This is a genomic window from Microlunatus flavus, from assembly GCF_900110855.1.
Taxonomy (GTDB): Bacteria; Actinomycetota; Actinomycetes; order Propionibacteriales; family Propionibacteriaceae; genus Microlunatus; species Microlunatus flavus.
Map to the genome: position 1 here is coordinate 601,186 of NZ_FOFA01000001.1, position 14,045 is coordinate 615,230.

At 74.8% G+C, this 14,045-nt stretch carries 19 protein-coding genes; 8 read left to right on the forward strand and 11 right to left on the reverse strand.

The features are described 5' to 3' along the window. Positions 1-23: 23 nt before the first annotated feature. On the reverse strand, positions 24-857 hold the full coding sequence (locus BMY04_RS02925) for a hypothetical protein (protein ID WP_198409901.1): 834 nt from the start codon (positions 855-857) through the stop codon (positions 24-26). 68 nt (positions 858-925) lie between these two features. Between BMY04_RS02925 and BMY04_RS02930 the strand changes: the two genes are divergently transcribed. Beyond that, positions 926-1,453, forward strand: a complete 528-nt coding sequence (locus BMY04_RS02930) for a MarR family winged helix-turn-helix transcriptional regulator (RefSeq protein ID WP_091177584.1) — start codon at positions 926-928, stop codon at positions 1,451-1,453. A gap of 10 nt (positions 1,454-1,463) precedes the next feature. Then, on the forward strand, positions 1,464-2,690 hold the full coding sequence (locus tag BMY04_RS02935; RefSeq protein ID WP_269766186.1) for an arginine deiminase: 1,227 nt from the start codon (positions 1,464-1,466) through the stop codon (positions 2,688-2,690). Between the two features lie 33 nt (positions 2,691-2,723). On the opposite strand, the gene BMY04_RS02940 is transcribed toward BMY04_RS02935, so the two are convergent. Both BMY04_RS02940 and BMY04_RS02945 read right to left on the reverse strand, forming a co-directional pair. Then, complete coding sequence (locus tag BMY04_RS02940; protein ID WP_091177585.1) at positions 2,724-3,455, reverse strand: SDR family oxidoreductase; 732 nt, start codon at positions 3,453-3,455, stop codon at positions 2,724-2,726. Then, entirely contained in the window at positions 3,452-4,702 is a 1,251-nt protein-coding gene (locus tag BMY04_RS02945; RefSeq protein ID WP_091177586.1) for an MFS transporter, read from the reverse strand. Before BMY04_RS02945 ends, BMY04_RS02940 begins: the two co-directional genes overlap by 4 nt. A 106-nt stretch (positions 4,703-4,808) precedes the next feature. Here BMY04_RS02945 and BMY04_RS02950 point away from each other — a divergent pair, with 106 nt between their 5' ends. The 3 genes from BMY04_RS02950 to BMY04_RS02960 all read left to right on the forward strand — a co-directional run bounded on the left by BMY04_RS02950 (position 4,809) and on the right by BMY04_RS02960 (position 7,376). Beyond that, positions 4,809-5,264 carry a winged helix-turn-helix transcriptional regulator gene (locus BMY04_RS02950; RefSeq protein ID WP_091177587.1) on the forward strand — a complete coding sequence of 152 codons (456 nt, stop codon included), beginning with the start codon at positions 4,809-4,811 and terminating at the stop codon, positions 5,262-5,264. Between the two features lie 153 nt (positions 5,265-5,417). Further along, entirely contained in the window at positions 5,418-5,870 is a 453-nt protein-coding gene (locus tag BMY04_RS02955) for a COX15/CtaA family protein (protein ID WP_091177588.1), read from the forward strand. Between the two features lie 15 nt (positions 5,871-5,885). Then, positions 5,886-7,376 (forward strand): multicopper oxidase family protein, encoded by a 1,491-nt coding sequence (locus BMY04_RS02960; RefSeq protein ID WP_091177589.1) that lies wholly within the window; start codon positions 5,886-5,888, stop codon positions 7,374-7,376. 126 nt (positions 7,377-7,502) lie between these two features. Here the strand turns inward: BMY04_RS02960 and BMY04_RS02965 are convergent, their stop codons facing one another. The 3 genes from BMY04_RS02965 to aat are packed head-to-tail and all read right to left on the reverse strand — an operon-like array spanning position 7,503 to position 9,441. Then, a complete protein-coding gene (locus BMY04_RS02965; protein ID WP_091177590.1) occupies positions 7,503-7,814 on the reverse strand; it encodes a rhodanese-like domain-containing protein in 312 nt (103 codons plus the stop codon). Positions 7,815-7,850: 36 nt separating this feature from the next. Continuing rightward, entirely contained in the window at positions 7,851-8,714 is an 864-nt protein-coding gene (locus BMY04_RS02970; protein WP_091177591.1) for an Fpg/Nei family DNA glycosylase, read from the reverse strand. A gap of 7 nt (positions 8,715-8,721) precedes the next feature. Continuing rightward, the gene (gene aat / locus BMY04_RS02975; protein WP_091177910.1) at positions 8,722-9,441 is read right to left on the reverse strand and encodes a leucyl/phenylalanyl-tRNA--protein transferase; all 720 of its coding nucleotides are present in this window, start codon (positions 9,439-9,441) and stop codon (positions 8,722-8,724) included. 138 nt (positions 9,442-9,579) lie between these two features. Between aat and BMY04_RS02980 the strand changes: the two genes are divergently transcribed. The 3 genes from BMY04_RS02980 to BMY04_RS02990 are packed head-to-tail and all read left to right on the forward strand — an operon-like array spanning position 9,580 to position 11,473. Further along, entirely contained in the window at positions 9,580-10,278 is a 699-nt protein-coding gene (locus BMY04_RS02980; protein WP_091177592.1) for an EcsC family protein, read from the forward strand. A gap of 23 nt (positions 10,279-10,301) precedes the next feature. Next, positions 10,302-11,198 (forward strand): phosphotransferase family protein, encoded by an 897-nt coding sequence (locus BMY04_RS02985; RefSeq protein WP_170853961.1) that lies wholly within the window; start codon positions 10,302-10,304, stop codon positions 11,196-11,198. A gap of 32 nt (positions 11,199-11,230) precedes the next feature. Beyond that, complete coding sequence (locus BMY04_RS02990) at positions 11,231-11,473, forward strand: hypothetical protein (RefSeq protein WP_091177594.1); 243 nt, start codon at positions 11,231-11,233, stop codon at positions 11,471-11,473. 7 nt (positions 11,474-11,480) lie between these two features. Here BMY04_RS02990 and BMY04_RS02995 read toward each other — a convergent pair whose 3' ends face one another. From BMY04_RS02995 to BMY04_RS03015, 5 genes are all read right to left on the reverse strand, one after another. Beyond that, the gene (locus tag BMY04_RS02995) at positions 11,481-11,957 is read right to left on the reverse strand and encodes a cupin domain-containing protein (RefSeq protein WP_091177595.1); all 477 of its coding nucleotides are present in this window, start codon (positions 11,955-11,957) and stop codon (positions 11,481-11,483) included. A gap of 2 nt (positions 11,958-11,959) precedes the next feature. Then, a complete protein-coding gene (locus BMY04_RS03000) occupies positions 11,960-12,520 on the reverse strand; it encodes a hypothetical protein (RefSeq protein WP_091177596.1) in 561 nt (186 codons plus the stop codon). Positions 12,521-12,556: 36 nt separating this feature from the next. Continuing rightward, the gene (gene rplI, locus BMY04_RS03005; protein ID WP_091177597.1) at positions 12,557-13,003 is read right to left on the reverse strand and encodes a 50S ribosomal protein L9; all 447 of its coding nucleotides are present in this window, start codon (positions 13,001-13,003) and stop codon (positions 12,557-12,559) included. Positions 13,004-13,017: 14 nt separating this feature from the next. Continuing rightward, a complete protein-coding gene (gene rpsR, locus BMY04_RS03010; protein ID WP_091077672.1) occupies positions 13,018-13,260 on the reverse strand; it encodes a 30S ribosomal protein S18 in 243 nt (80 codons plus the stop codon). 131 nt (positions 13,261-13,391) lie between these two features. Then, the gene (locus BMY04_RS03015; protein WP_091177598.1) at positions 13,392-13,985 is read right to left on the reverse strand and encodes a single-stranded DNA-binding protein; all 594 of its coding nucleotides are present in this window, start codon (positions 13,983-13,985) and stop codon (positions 13,392-13,394) included. Between the last annotated feature and the right edge of the window lie 60 nt (positions 13,986-14,045).

Genomic DNA, 14,045 nt, shown 5'->3' on the forward strand with positions numbered 1-14,045 from the left:
GAACGGGCTCCGGCTGCGACGGGTCAGGCGCGCGCGGGGCGCTGCGCCCGCCGCAGCCGGAGGACGGCGGTGGTCGCGAGGACCACGACGAGGCCGACGGCCGCGGCGACGGCCAGCAGCGGCTGCCCGGCGCCGGCGGCACCGAGCGTGGCGCCGACGAGCGCCCAGGCGACGGCGGCGGCGTACGGCAGCAGGCCCCGGGTGCGGAGCAGGACGACCACGGCGGTCGCGGTGGCCCCGGCGAGGACGGCCAGCTGGCCGACGACCCCGGGCGTCCCGGACACGGGCGCACCGCTGAAGGCGAGGGCGGTGGTCAGGTTGAGCCAGATGGCCACCGTGCTCCAGCCCGCGTAGAGGCCGAGGGTGCCCCAGACGAGCGCGCGCCCGAGCGGGGACCAGGAGGCGATCTCCCCGCGCCCGCGCACCGCGACCGAGAGGCCGAGGACCAGGGCGACGCCCATCACGAGGAACACGGCGAGGGTCGCCCAGACGGGCTCGGCGACCGAGGCGACGAGCCACACGCTGAAGCCGGCGAAGACCACGAGCAGCGCGCGGGTCAGGGCGTCGACCACCGCCACCCCGGCCTCCTCGGCGCGGCGCCGGAACCACGGCAGCCAGAGCGCGAGCCCCAGGCTGAGGAGCTCGATGACGCCCCAGATGGCGAAGGCGTAGCCGGGCGGCGTGATCGCCGGCTCACCGGGGCGGTCGGGCTGCATCAGGGGCGAGTCGGCCAGGCTCACCAGGCCCCCGGCCACGACCTGCCCGACGGCGAGGACGACCAGCGCGGCACCTGCGGGCGTGGTCCCACGCCGACGTGCCGTACGGCTCGGCTGCATCTCGTGCTGGCGCGTGCTCATGGCTCGAGGATAGCAGGTGTTGAGGTAACCATACGATTTGGCGGCCTAAGGTTCGGTAGGATAAGGCCGTGGACGAGCAGGACGAGCAGCGGCCCGAGGGCACGCCGCAGGACGGCCGGCGGCCGGGCCAGGGGTGGACGACCGACGAGCCGACCCGGGTGCTCCGCCGGCTGCAGACGGCGATGGGCGACGCCGAGGGCGCGCTCGCCGCCCGGCTGGCCATCGGTTCCACCGACCTCGCGGCGATGACGCACCTGACCTTCGCGCCGGAGCCGATCGGTCCGCGCGAGCTCAGCGGCCGGCTGGGCATCACCCCGGGCGCGACGACCGAGCTCGTCGACCGGCTGGAGCGGGCCGGCCACGTCGAGCGCCGGCGCGACACGGTCGACCGGCGCCGCGTGCAGCTGCACGCCAGCACGTCCACGCTCGGCCAGGTCGCCGGCGAGCTGCGCCCGCTGCTCGAGGCCCTCGACGGGGTGGCGGCAGACCTGGACCCGCACGACCGGGAGGTCGTGCTGCGCTACCTCACCGGCGTGCTGGAGGCGTACGAGACCTTCGCCCGGCACGAGGCTGACGCGCCCGACGGAGGCCGCTAGGGTCGCGGTCGTGAGCGAGGACCAGACGCAGACGACGCCGCGGGCCGGGGTCGCGACCGAGGTCGGACGGCTCCGCACGGTGATGCTGCACCGGCCGGGCAACGAGCTGCGCCGGCTGACCCCGCGCAACAACGACGCGCTGCTCTTCGACGGCCTGCCCTGGGTCGACCGGGCGCAGGAGGAGCACGACGCGTTCGCGGAGGCGCTGCGGACGCACGGCGTCGAGGTGCTCTACCTCAGCGAGCTGCTCGCGCAGACCCTCGCCGGGCCGGAGGCGCGTGCGGTCGCCGTGGACAAGACGCTCACCGGGATCCGGCTGGGCGACAGCCTGCGGGGCTACCTCGAGGGCTACCTCGCCGACCTCGACGCCGAGCAGCTCGCCGACGTGCTGATGGCCGGCCTGGCCGTGGCCGAGATCGGCCCGACGAACAGCCTCGTCACGGCGCTGAGCGGGCCCGACGACTTCGTCATCGACCCGCTGCCCAACCTGCTCTTCACCCGCGACTCGAGCGTCTGGGTCCAGGACCGGCCGGTCGTCACGTCCCTCGCCATGCCCGCGCGGCTCCGCGAGACCCAGCTGACCGACCTCATCTACACGTTCCACCCCCGCTTCGCGGGCACGGAGCGGTTGCACGGGCCCGACCGGGAGTTCCTCGAGGGCGGGGACGTCCTCGCCCTCGCCGACGGCGTGCTCGCCGTGGGCGTGGGCGAGCGCACCCGGCCCGCGGGGGTGGAGCGGCTGGCCCGCACCGTCTTCGAGCGCGGGCTGGCGCGCACCGTGCTGGCCGTCCCCATCGACCAGGACCGCGCCACGATGCACCTCGACACCATCTGCACGATGGTCGACGTCGACGCCGTGGTCATGTACCCGAACGTCGCCCACCGCCTCTCGGCCGTCGCCGTGCGGCCCGGCGACGACGGTCCGGACGGCGAGCTGCGGATCTCCCCCACCGCGCCCTTCGTCGAGGCCGCGGCCGAGGCGATGGGGATCGACGAGCTGCGCGTGATCGACACCGGGCTCGACCCCGTGACCGCCGAGCGCGAGCAGTGGGACGACGGGAACAACACCCTGGCCGTCGGGCCCAAGCTCGCGGTCGCGTACGAGCGCAACCTCGAGACCAACGCGCGCCTCGAGCAGGCCGGGATCGAGGTCATCCGGATCGCCGGCTCCGAGCTCGGTTCCGGCCGCGGCGGCCCCCGCTGCATGTCCTGCCCGATCAGCCGCGACCCGGTCTGAGCGGCGCGGGAGCCGGGTCGCGGGCGTCGACCGTCAGGCGGCCAGGCCCGGGTACTGCTCCTCGACGGGGGCCGACAGGCGCCCCTTGACGTCGGCGGCGACCTGGTCGGCCAGCACCTCGAACCGTCCGGCCTCGAGGCCGTCGAGCGCGGCGCGCACGACGTCGGCGGGGTCGTTCTTGGGTGCGTCGACCTGGCTGGCCATCGGGGTGTCGGTGTAGCCGAAGTGCAGGTTGGTCACCTGCGTCCCCTGCGGGGCGAGCTCGAGGCGCAGCGAGTTGCCCGCCGACCAGAACGCCGCCTTGGACGCGCTGTACGCCCCGGCCAGGCCGACCCAGCTGAGCACCGACTGCACGTTGAGCAGCGCGCCGCCGCCGTGCGCGGCGAGCACCGGGGCGAAGGCCTGCGCGACGGCCACCGCGCCGAAGAAGTTGGTCTCGAAGACGTCGCGCAGCACCTGCATCTCCCCCGTCGCGATCGGCGCGGCCGCGGTGACCCCCGCGTTGTTGACCACGACGGTCGTGTCGGCGGCCGTGGCCGCGGCCCGCGCGACGGACTCCGCGTCGGTCACGTCCAGCGGCAGCGGGACCACGCGGGGGTCGTCCCAGGCCTGCGGCGAGCGGGCGCTGGCGTACACCTTGACGGCGCCGCGCTCGAGCACCTGGGCGACGAACTCGCGGCCGAGGCCCCCGTTGGCGCCGGTGACGAGGACGGTGGCGCCGGCGAGGAGGCCGGGGGTGGACGGGCTGGTGGAGGTGGTGGTCATGCGAGGGGCCCTTCCTGGGCGGTGGTGGGAACAGGGGTCGGAACAGGGGTGGGATCGGCGGCGACGGCCCGGCCGGGCCGCGCGAGGGTGAGGACGAGGACGAGGGCGGCGACGCAGACGAGGCCGATCGCGGGCGAGCCGAGGTCGAGGGCGACCTGGAGCCCGGACACCGTGGCCGCCGCCCCGAGCAGCAGCGCGGTCGCGCCCTGCAGGAGGTACGCGACGACCAGGACCGACGAGAGCATCCCGGCCCGGTGGCGGCGGGGCGCGAAGGTGTTGACCAGGGTGAGCCCGCCGAGGAAGTTCAGGCTGTAGCCCACCCCCGCTACCGCGGAGGCCGCCAGGAACAGCGCGAGCGAGTGGGTGGCGGCCGAGAGCGTCAGCAGCCCGAGCCCGACCACGGAACCCGCCGCACCGCCCGGCACCAGCACCCGGGCCGGCAGCCGGCGCGCCGCGACCGCGACCACCCCGATGGCGATCGCGGAGACGGAGAGGATCGCGCCGATCACGAGCGCGTCGGCCGACCCCACGAGCTGGCGCGCGATCTGCGCGCCGAGGGCCAGCACCACCGCGCCGAGCGCGTACGCCGCGGTCACGGACGTGGCGGACGCGGCGAAGACCCCGCGCAGGCCCCGCGGGACGACGAGCCCGCGCGGCCGCCACGGACCGAGGCCGACGCTCGGCGTGGGGCGCGGCAGGAACCAGGCGAGGACGAGGACGGCCGTCACGACCACGGCGAGCACCACGAAGGGGAGGTGCAGCGGGGCCGGCGCGTGCTGCACCAGCGCGCCGCCGACGAGCGTGGCGAGGGCCAGACCCGTGGCGGTCGCCGCGGTGGTGACCGAACCGGCCCGCGAGACCTGCGCGGGGAGGCTCAGGTCGACCATGGCGGCCGACGCGGGGCTCAGCGAGAGCCCGACGCCCAGGCCCATGAACGCCCGGCCGGCGAAGACCCAGCCCACGGCGGGCGCCACCGCCAGCAGCACGGCGCCGACCAGCATCGCGGCCAGCCCGAGCAGGATCGAGGCGCGCCGCCCGACGTGGTCGGACAGGTCGCCGAAGACGACCAGGACGACCACCAGCACCACCGGGTAGACCGCGAAGATCGCGGTGGTCGTGGCCGGGGTGAGGTGCCAGGCGGCCGCGTACAGCGGATAGCTCACGCTCGGCGCAGCGCTGGTCCACAGCGCGAGGGCGGCGACCGCCGCCGCCGTCCAGAAGCTGGTGCGACGGCTCGTCGTGCGCATGTCGTCCTCCGGGCTCCGCGCGGCCGCCGGGTGCGGCCGATGCTGGGTTGGTGAAGGCAACCTAGCATCCTGGATTGGCTAAACCAACCGAGGTACGCTCGACGGCATGGTGACCAAGGCAGACGACGGCGTCCGCTGCTCCATCGCGCGCAGCCTCCAGGTGCTCGGCGAGAAGTGGACGTTGCTGGTGGTGCGCGAGGCGCTGTGGGGCCGCACGCGGTTCACCGAGTTCCGCCAGGCGCTCGGCGTCGCCCCCGACGTGCTGGCCGACCGGCTCGCCACGCTGGTGGAGCACGGCGTCATGGAGCGCCGGCCCTACCGGGTGGACGGGGGTCGCGAGCGCGAGGAGTACGTCCTCACCCCGGCGGGCGAGGAGCTGCGGCTGGTCCTGGGCGCGCTCAACGCCTGGGGCGACCAGCACCGCCCGGCACCCGAGGGACCGGCGTCGGTGTTCGTCGAGGCCGCGACCGGCGAGCCGGTGACGCTGTCCTTCACGGCCCCCGACGGGCGCCGGCTGGCGCCCGCCGAGGTGTCGGCCGTCCGCCTCGCGCCAGCGCGCTAGCGCTGGTTCACCCCGTCACGCGGCCGCTGTCAAGGTCCGACAACCCGCGAGGGCCCATCCGCCCCTGACGGGCGCAGCGGTATCAGATCGGGCTGACGTCCCTCCCGGATTCGACCATCCTGTTCTCAGGGTCGCTTCATCCAGGGGGAACGCATGAAGAACGTCTACCGGGTCCTGGCGTACGCCGTCGCCGCGCTCGTGGCCGTGCAGGCCGCGTCCATCGCGTACGCGCTGTTCGGGCTCGCGAAGTACATCGACGGCGGGGGTGCCGTGGACAAGAACTCCGACGGCTTCCCGGGCGTCGGCGGGCTCATGGCCCACGGCGTCGGGGGGCAGCTGGTCATCCCCGTCGTCGCCCTGGCCCTGCTGGTCGTGTCCTTCTTCGCGCACGTCCCCGGCGGGGTCCGGTGGGCGCTGATCGTGCTGGGCACCGTGGTCGTGCAGGTCGCGCTCGGGATCTTCTCCCACTCGCTGCCGGCGCTCGGCGCGGTGCACGGCGCGCTGGCCCTGGTGCTGTTCGGCGTGGCCGTCACCGCCGCCATGCGGGTGGGCAGCGCGACAAGCGTCGTGGACGAGCCCGCCCGGGTCGCCACGCCCGTCGCCTGAGCCGGGGCCCCGCCCGTGGAGGGGCAGACCCCGGTCGTCCGTCGCCGCACGCTCGTCGCGGTGCTCGCGACCGTCCTCGTGCTGGCACCGCTCGGCTGGCTGTGGTTCGCGAGCCTGGTCCCCGAGCGCTACTCGGTGCTGCAGATGGGTGCGGCGGACTACGGCGGCGGGCCGGGGACGTTCGCGCACGACCACGGCGAGACGGCCGGGCAGCCGCGGCTCTCGGTCGAGCAGCTGGTCGCCGACCCCGTACGGCGCGCCGACGTGCGGGTCGACCTCGCGGCCGCCCGGGCGACGCTCGCGCTGGGCGCGAAGGCGGTGCCCGGCTTCACCCTCAACGGCACGTCCCCCGGCCCGACGATCCGCGCGGTGCAGGGCCAGCTCGTCGAGGTGCACCTGCGCAACGTCGACGTGGCCGACGGCGTCGCGCTGCACTGGCACGGGGTGGACGTGCCCAACGCCGAGGACGGCACGGCCGGCGTCACCCAGGACGCGGTGCTCCCGGGCCACGACCACGTCTACCGCTTCGTCGCCGAGGACGCGGGCACGTACTGGTACCACTCCCACCAGCTGTCCGCCGCGCAGGTGGCCGGCGGCCTGCTGGGTGCGCTGGTCGTCACGCCGCGCCCGGCGGTGGCGCAGCAGGTCGACGCCCTCGCGCTCAGCCACACCTACGGGGGCGTGCGCACGCTGAACGGCGTCGCGGGCGACCAGCACGTCGTCACGGCACCGGGCCGGAGCGTCCGGCTGCGGCTGGTGAACACCGACAACGGCCTGGTCCAGGTCTGGGGCAGCGCGCCCTACACGGTGCTGGCGGTCGACGGCCACGACGTGAACCGCCCGACGCCGGTGAGCGGGCCGGCGTACACGCTGACGGCGGGCGGCCGGGTCGACCTCGGGCTCACCGTCCCGACCGACGGGTCGGCCGTGCGCGTGCAGGTGTCGAAGGGCCTCGCCGTGGTCGTGGGCCCCGACGGCGCACCGGACGTCGCGCCGCCCCCGCAGCCCACCGCGCAGGTCGACCTGCTGTCGTACGGCTCACCCGCCCCCGTGGGCTTCGACCCGGCCACCGCCACGCGGCGGTTCCGGTACTCGATCGGGCACCGCCCCGGCTTCGTCGACGGCAGGCCGGGCCTGTGGTGGTCCGTGAACGGCCACCTCTACCCGAACATCCCGATGATGATGGTCAGCTCCGGCGACGTCGTCACCGTGCACCTGGACAACCACTCCGGGGAGGCGCACCCGATGCACCTGCACGGCCACCACGCCGTGGTCCTCGCCCGCGACGGCGTCGCGGCGACGGGCAGCCCGTGGTGGTTCGACTCGCTGGACGTCGCCGACGGCGCCACCTACGACGTCGCCTTCGTCGCCGACAACCCGGGCATCTGGATGGACCACTGCCACAACCTCGAGCACGCCGCCGACGGCATGGTCGTCCACCTCATGTACACCGGCGTCACCACGCCGTACGTCATCGGCGGCCCCGTCCGGAACCGCCCGGAGTAGCACGCCCGCAGCTCAGCCCGAGCCCACCGCCCGCGAACCGCTGACGGACGACACCGCGGGAGCCGGGAACCTCGTCGTCCCTCAGCGGTTCGTGCGGGGCGGGGCAAGAAGAAAGGGCGGGCCGGCTCAGCGCTCGACCGGCAGGCCCGCGTCCTCCCAGGCGTGCAGGCCGCCGTCGAGGTTCGCGGCCTCGAAGCCCTGGGCCGCCAGGTACTGGGCGACCCGGTACGAACGGCCGCCGGAGGCGCAGACGACGAGCAGCGGGTGCTCGGTGTGCGCGCCGATCTCCTCGACGACCTGGTCCATCGGCACGTGGTGGGCGCCGGCGATGCGGCCCTGCGCCCACTCCGCGTCGGTGCGGACGTCGATGAGGCGCCAGCCCTGGTCGATCAGCTGCTGGGCCTCGCCGGGCTGGACGTCGCGCACCTCGTTCACCATGCCGACGAGCCTAGGCGGCGCCACGACCGGACGGGTTCAGCGCAGCAGCTTGGACAACCGGCGGTCGGCCAGCTTCTTGCCGCCGGTCTGACAGGTCGGGCAGTACTGCAGCGACGAGTCGGCGAAGGAGACCTCGGCGACCGTGTCCCCGCAGACGGGGCACGCCTCGCCGGCGCGGCCGTGCACGCGCATGCCGGACTTCTTCTCCGCCTTGAGGTCCTTGGCGGCGAGGCCCTCTGCACGGGTGACGGCCCCGGTCAGCTCGCCCTTGATCGCGGCCAGGAGCGTGTCGCGCTCCTCGTCGGTCAGCGAGCTCGCCGGCTTGAACGGGCTCAGCTTCGCGGCGTGCAGGATCTCGTCGGAGTAGGCGTTGCCGATCCCGGCGATGACGCGCTGGTCCTTGAGCACGCCCTTGAGCTGGGCGCGCCCGGCGTGGTCCAGCAGCGCGTCGAGGGCGGCGCGGTCGAAGGCGTGGTCGAGCGGCTCGGGCCCGAGGGTCGCGACCATCGCGATCTGCTGCGGGTCGCTGACGACGTGCACCGCGAGCTTGCGCTGCGTGCCCGCCTCGGTGAGGTTGAAGCCGGACCCGTCGTCGAGGCGGAGCCGCAGCGCGAGCGGGCCCTTGCCCGGCCGGGCCGGCGCCGTCGGCAGCTCCTCGCTCCAGCGCAGCCAGCCCGCCCGCGCGAGGTGGAAGACGAGGTGCAGCCCCTGGGCCGAGATGTCGATGAACTTCCCGTGCCGGGTGACGTCGTCGATCTCGAGGCCGCGCAGCGCGGACAGCGGCGGGTCGTACGTCTTCAGCGCGCTGAAGGCAGCGAGCTCGACGTCGGCGATGGTGTGGCCGACGCAGCGCTCGCGCAGGAACCGCGCGAGCGACTCGACCTCGGGCATCTCCGGCACGGCGCCATCATCCCACCGCGCTCCGCACGGGACCGCTCCCCCAGGTCGGACCCGGTGCGGCGAGCGCCTGCCGGAGCCGACCCAGGTACTCCGGGCGGGGCACCTCGACCACGCCGAGGCTGGCGAGGTGGTCGGTGCGCCACTGCACGTCGAGCAGCCGCGACGCCACCGGCGCGCCCGGCTCCCCGGGCTCGTCGGGGCGCAGGAGGTCGACCAGGGCCACGAGCGCCGCCTTCGACGCGTCCCGCCCGCGCTCCGGGTCGTGGAACATCGACTCCCCCGCGAACAGCCCGCCCAGGCTCACCCCGTACAGCCCGCCGACCAGGTCCTCGCCGGCCCACGCCTCGACGGAGTGGACGACGCCCTGCCGGTGCAGCCGGGTGTAGACCTCCACGACCTGCTCGTCGATCCACCCGCGGGGCCGGCGCGGGTCGGCGCAGCGGGCCAGGACCTCGTCGAACGCGGTGTCGACGCGGATCTCGTAGCGCCGCGCAGTCTTGCGCAGCGACCGCGTCACCCGCAAGGCGTCGAGCGGGAGCACCCCGCGGTCCACCGGCGACCACCAGCCCATCAGCCCCGGCTGCAGGGGCATCGGGAAGACGCCGGACGCGTACCCGGCGAGAGTGAGATCGGCGTCGATGTCGTGCGACACGGCGACGAGGTCGTCGTCGGGCCAGCTCTCGGGCGGGCCGAAGGGGCCGACGACGCGGCGCGGGCGCGCCGTCACCGCTGCTCCCGCCCTCGCACCGGGCCAGTCTTCCTCGTACCGGCCCGCCGTGGCGGTCAGGGTGGGCTCCGGGTCCGCGCCGGTCAGCCAGGGCTCCGCCGCCACGTACGCTGGCCCACGTCGAGAGGCAGGAGCAACATGCCCACTGCACAAGAGGTCGGCCGCGCGATCGCGCGCGGGATCGGACCGGTCGCGCGCACCGTCAACCCGGCCGCCGCCGGCGGGACGCTGCGCCGCGTGCTCGAGCTCGCCATCGACGGTCCCGGCAAGCTCCCCGGCGCCCGGACGGTCGCCGCCAAGCACCTGCAGCGCCACGGCGGCTCGGTGGAGGACGCGATCGACGCGGTCGTCGCGCACCACGTCCGCCTCGCCTCGGCCCAGGGGTTCGTGACGAACCTCGGCGGCCTGGCGGCGCTGCCCGTCGCCATCCCGGCCAACCTCACCGGCGTGGCCGTGGTCCAGGTCCGCATGGTGGCCGCGATCGCGCACCTGCGCGGCTACGACGTCAACGACCTGCGCGTTCGCACGGCCCTCGTCATGTGCCTGCTGGGCGGCGAGGAGGTCGCCAAGCGGATCGGCGACGGTTCCCTGCCGACCTCGCCGATGGCGATCGCCACGGCACCCGTCTTCGACGCCGCGCTCGACCGGCAGGTCGCCGACGCCGTGCTGGCGGACCTGATGAGCCGCATCGGCGGCAAGAACCTCGCCCTCGTGGTCACCCGCCGGGTGCCGCTGCTCGGCGGTGGCGTCGGGGCGGTCGTCGACGGCATGGCCACCCGCCAGATCGGTGCCTACGCCAAGGCGGAGCTGCTGCGCCGCCGGGCGCTCGCCCACTGACCGGTCCGACGGGCCCCTCGGCCGTGCTGCCCCCCGCGGTGCGGCGATGGTGCGAGGCGGCGCTGGGCGCCGAGGTCCGCGAGACCGCGCCCATCACGGGCGGCATCACGGGCGCGATCTGGCGCGTGAGCACCTCCTCCGGCGACGCGATCCTGCGCTGGCTGCACCCCGCGCACCCCTACGCCGCCGACGCCGAGGACTGGGTGGCGCGGGAGGCCCTGGGCTGCCGGCTCGTCGAGACCGCGCCGTTCCCCTCGCCGCGGCTGCTGGCCAGCGACCCGGACGGCACGGCGACCGGCGGCTGGGCCAACCTGACGACGTTCCTGCCCGGACGGGTCCGTCTGGACCGGCTCGGGCCCCACGCCATGGACGCGCTCGCCGCCCTGGCGGTCGGGGTGCACGCGGTCGACGTCTCCGAGGCTCCGCGACGACCCAGGGCCTTCAACCCGTGGGTGCCGGCCGCCGTCGCCGTGCCGGGCTGGAGCCGCCGCCCGGCGCTGTGGGCGGAGGCGATCGAGCGGTACGCCGCCCCGGCCCCGCCGACGCGGCAGCACCTGATCCACCGCGACTTCCACCCCGGCAACGTGCTCTGGTCGGGCGACGCCGTCACCGGGCTCATCGACTGGGCCGAGTGCGCCTGGGGCCCGTCGGACCTCGACGTCGCCCACGCGTGCGCCAACTTCGCGATGCTGCACTCGGTCGACGACGCGCTCGCGTTCCGCCAGGCGTACGAGCGGCGCGGCGGGCGGCTGGACCCCGACCCGGACGCGTGGCGCTACTGGGTCTGCCTGGACGCGCTGGGCTTCCTGCCCGAGCCGCTGCCCATCGTGTCCGAGCTCGTCCGCCGACGCCCCGACCTCGACGCCGACGGGGTGCGCCGGCGCCTCGAGGACCTGCTCGACGAGGCGCTGCACTCCTGACAGGAGGGGGCTGCGAGGGTCAGACTGGCGGGATGACCCACCACCGGCCCTCGGTCCTGTCGATCGGCTCGAGCGGCTCGGTCCTGTCCATCGGCAGCGTCGGCTCGATCCTGTCGGTCGGCAGCGTCGGGTCGGTCCTGTCGATCGGCAGCGCGGGCTCGATCCTGTCGATCGCGTCGTGGATGTCGGTCGGCTCGGTGCTGTCGGCGCTCTCGTCGCGCTCGGTCCTGTCCTGGCTGAGCCACGCCGGCGTGCTGTCCGCGCGCCGGCGCTGACCCGCCCTCAGGGGGCGGCGAGGCGCCAGTCGGCGAAGTCGAAGCCGGGCGAGACGACGCAGGAGACGAGCACGTCGTCCGCGGCCGGACCGGCGGCCTGCCAGGTCCCGGCGGGCACGAGCACCTGCGGCTGCTGACCGGCCTCGACGACGCTGCCGAGGACGAGGGTCGTCGCCGCGGACGGCTCCGGTCCGCTGCCGCCGAGCCGCAGCTCGAGCGGGGCGCCGCGGTGGTGCAGCCACAGCTCGTCGCTGGTGACCAGGTGCCACTGCGACTGCTCGCCCGCGCAGAGCAGGTAGTGGATGGCGGTCGCGCTGGGCCGTGCGTCCGGGTCCTCGGTGCCGTCGCGCTCGACCGTGCCGGCCGCAGCATCCGCCCGCCGCACCGCGACGCCCGTGGTCCAGGTCCGGCGGAACCAGCCGCCCTCGGGGTGCGGGGCGAGGTCGAGCAGCTCGGCCAGCGCGGGGCGGGGGTCCTGCGCCACGCTCAGCCGTTCCAGTCGGGCTTGGACCAGTACCAGGTGCTGTCGAGCCGGCGCTTGGCCAGGCGGGCACCGCCGACGAGGACGAGCCCGGCGAGCAGGGAGAAGACCCAGGCACCGCCGAGGTAGGCCGCGACCCCGCCGCCCTCGATGAGCTGGTAGGCGATGATCACGACGGGCGCGCTGATCGCCAGGCACCAGCCACCGACGAGCGCGAGGCGCCGGACCCAGCGGCCGACGTCGGGGACGACGAGGACCCAGCAGAAGGCGACGCCCAGCAGGAGGCCGACCTGCTGGAAGGAGAGGCCGAAGTAGGCCAGGTTGAGCCCGGCGGCCAGGGAGTCGACGTCGCTCACGGGGCCGAAGCCCGGCCCGCCGGCCTGCGCGGCGAGGAAGAAGGCGCTCGCGGGCAGCAGCGAGCGGCCGAACTCCGTCGCGACGCGGACGCCGACGGTCGGCGCGAAGACGCTCGCGGTCATGAGGAGCACCAGCAGCACCACCCAGGGGGTGCGCCGCACGATGCCGCGTCGACGTGCCTCGACCTCCTCCGCGGAGGGCGTGATCACGCTGCCGGGCTCCTCATGGCCAGCGCGCCTTGCTCGTCAGCTCGCGGTGACGGCGAGCTTGACGTGCGCGGTGACGGCGTCGTGGAGCTTGACGCCCACCGTGTGGGTGCCGACCGACTTGATCGGCTTCTCGATGCGGACCGAGCGACGGTCGACGGACGGGCCGCCGGCCTTCTTGATCGCCGCCGCGACCTCGGCCGCGGTGACCGAGCCGAAGAGCTGGCCGTTCTCGCCGGCCCGCTCGGTCAGGGTGACTTCGAGGCCCTCGATCTGGCCACGCACCTCCTGGGCGTGGTCGAGACCGCGGATCTCGCGCGCGTCGCGGCTGCGCTTGATGCCCTCGATCTGCTTCTCGCCGCCACGGGTCCACCGGATGGCGAAGCCGCGCGGGACGAGGTAGTTGCGGCCGTAGCCGTCCTTGACCTCGACGACGTCCCCGGCCAGGCCGAGGTTGTCGACGGCGGCCGTCAGGATGAGCTTCATCTGCTGTCCCCTTCTCAGCGAGCCGTCGAGGCGTACGGCAGCAGCGCGACCTCGCGGGCGTTCTTGATGGCGATGGCAACCTTGCGCTGGTCCTGGACGGACAGCCCGGTCACCCGGCGGGCGCGGATCTTGCCGCGCTCGGAGATGAACTTCCGCAGGGTCGCGGTGTCCTTGTAGTCGATGACCTGACCCTTGCGGAGCGGGTTCGACTTCTTCTTGATCGGCTTCTCGCGCTTGCTGGAGCGGTCGTTGGCCATTGTGGTGCTCTCCTTTCGAGCCCGGCTGCGGTCCGTGCCGCGAGCCGGAATGGTCCGTTCGGTGCACCTCTCGGTGCTGGGATGCCCGTCACCGGGCGGTGACCCGACCCCGAGGGGTCGGGCCCTGTCGATCAGAAGGGGGGCTCGTCGTTCTGCGGGGTGGCCCAGGGGTCGTCGCCGCCACCGGACTGCCCGCCGCGCGAACCGCCGCCGGAGCCGCCGCCGGTGGCCCAGGGGTCGCCCCCGAAGGAGCCCCCGCCGTTGCCGCCGCCGGAGTTGCCCCCGCCGCCGTTGCCGCCGCCCCCGTAGGAGCGGCCGCCGCCGCCACCCTGGCCGCCGCCACCGCCCTGGCCGCCGCCACCCTGCGTACGGGTGACCTTGGCCGTGGCGTAGCGCAGCGCCGGGCCGATCTCGTCCACGTCGACCTCGAAGACCGTGCGCTTCTCGCCCTCGCGGGTCTCGTAGCTGCGGGACTTCAGCCGGCCGGAGACGATGACGCGCATCCCCTTCTGGAGGGACTCGGCCACGTTCTCGGCGGCCTGCCGCCAGACGGAGCAGCTGAGGAACATGGCGTCACCGTCACGCCACTCGTTGGTCTGACGGTCGAACGTGCGCGGGGTGGACGCGACCGTGAAGTTCGCGACCGCCGCCCCGGACGGGGTGAAGCGCAGCTCGGGATCGGCCGTCAGGTTGCCGATGAGCGTGATGGGTGTCTCGCCTGCCATGGGTGCTCCGTCTGTGTCGTGGACCGTCGTGGATCAGCGTGCCAGCCGGGGCTGACACGC

Coding starts and splice junctions, on each gene's coding strand:
- BMY04_RS02925 (WP_198409901.1), bottom strand. CDS start 857: ATGAGCACGCGCCAGCACGAGATGCAGCCGAGCCGTACGGCACGTCGG.
- BMY04_RS02940 (WP_091177585.1), bottom strand. CDS start 3,455: ATGACCACCACCTCCACCAGCCCGTCCACCCCCGGCCTCCTCGCCGGC.
- BMY04_RS02945 (WP_091177586.1), bottom strand. CDS start 4,702: ATGCGCACGACGAGCCGTCGCACCAGCTTCTGGACGGCGGCGGCGGTC.
- BMY04_RS02950 (WP_091177587.1), top strand. CDS start 4,809: ATGGTGACCAAGGCAGACGACGGCGTCCGCTGCTCCATCGCGCGCAGC.
- BMY04_RS02955 (WP_091177588.1), top strand. CDS start 5,418: ATGAAGAACGTCTACCGGGTCCTGGCGTACGCCGTCGCCGCGCTCGTG.
- BMY04_RS02965 (WP_091177590.1), bottom strand. CDS start 7,814: ATGGTGAACGAGGTGCGCGACGTCCAGCCCGGCGAGGCCCAGCAGCTG.
- BMY04_RS02980 (WP_091177592.1), top strand. CDS start 9,580: ATGCCCACTGCACAAGAGGTCGGCCGCGCGATCGCGCGCGGGATCGGA.
- BMY04_RS02990 (WP_091177594.1), top strand. CDS start 11,231: ATGACCCACCACCGGCCCTCGGTCCTGTCGATCGGCTCGAGCGGCTCG.
- rplI (WP_091177597.1), bottom strand. CDS start 13,003: ATGAAGCTCATCCTGACGGCCGCCGTCGACAACCTCGGCCTGGCCGGG.
- rpsR (WP_091077672.1), bottom strand. CDS start 13,260: ATGGCCAACGACCGCTCCAGCAAGCGCGAGAAGCCGATCAAGAAGAAG.
- BMY04_RS03015 (WP_091177598.1), bottom strand. CDS start 13,985: ATGGCAGGCGAGACACCCATCACGCTCATCGGCAACCTGACGGCCGAT.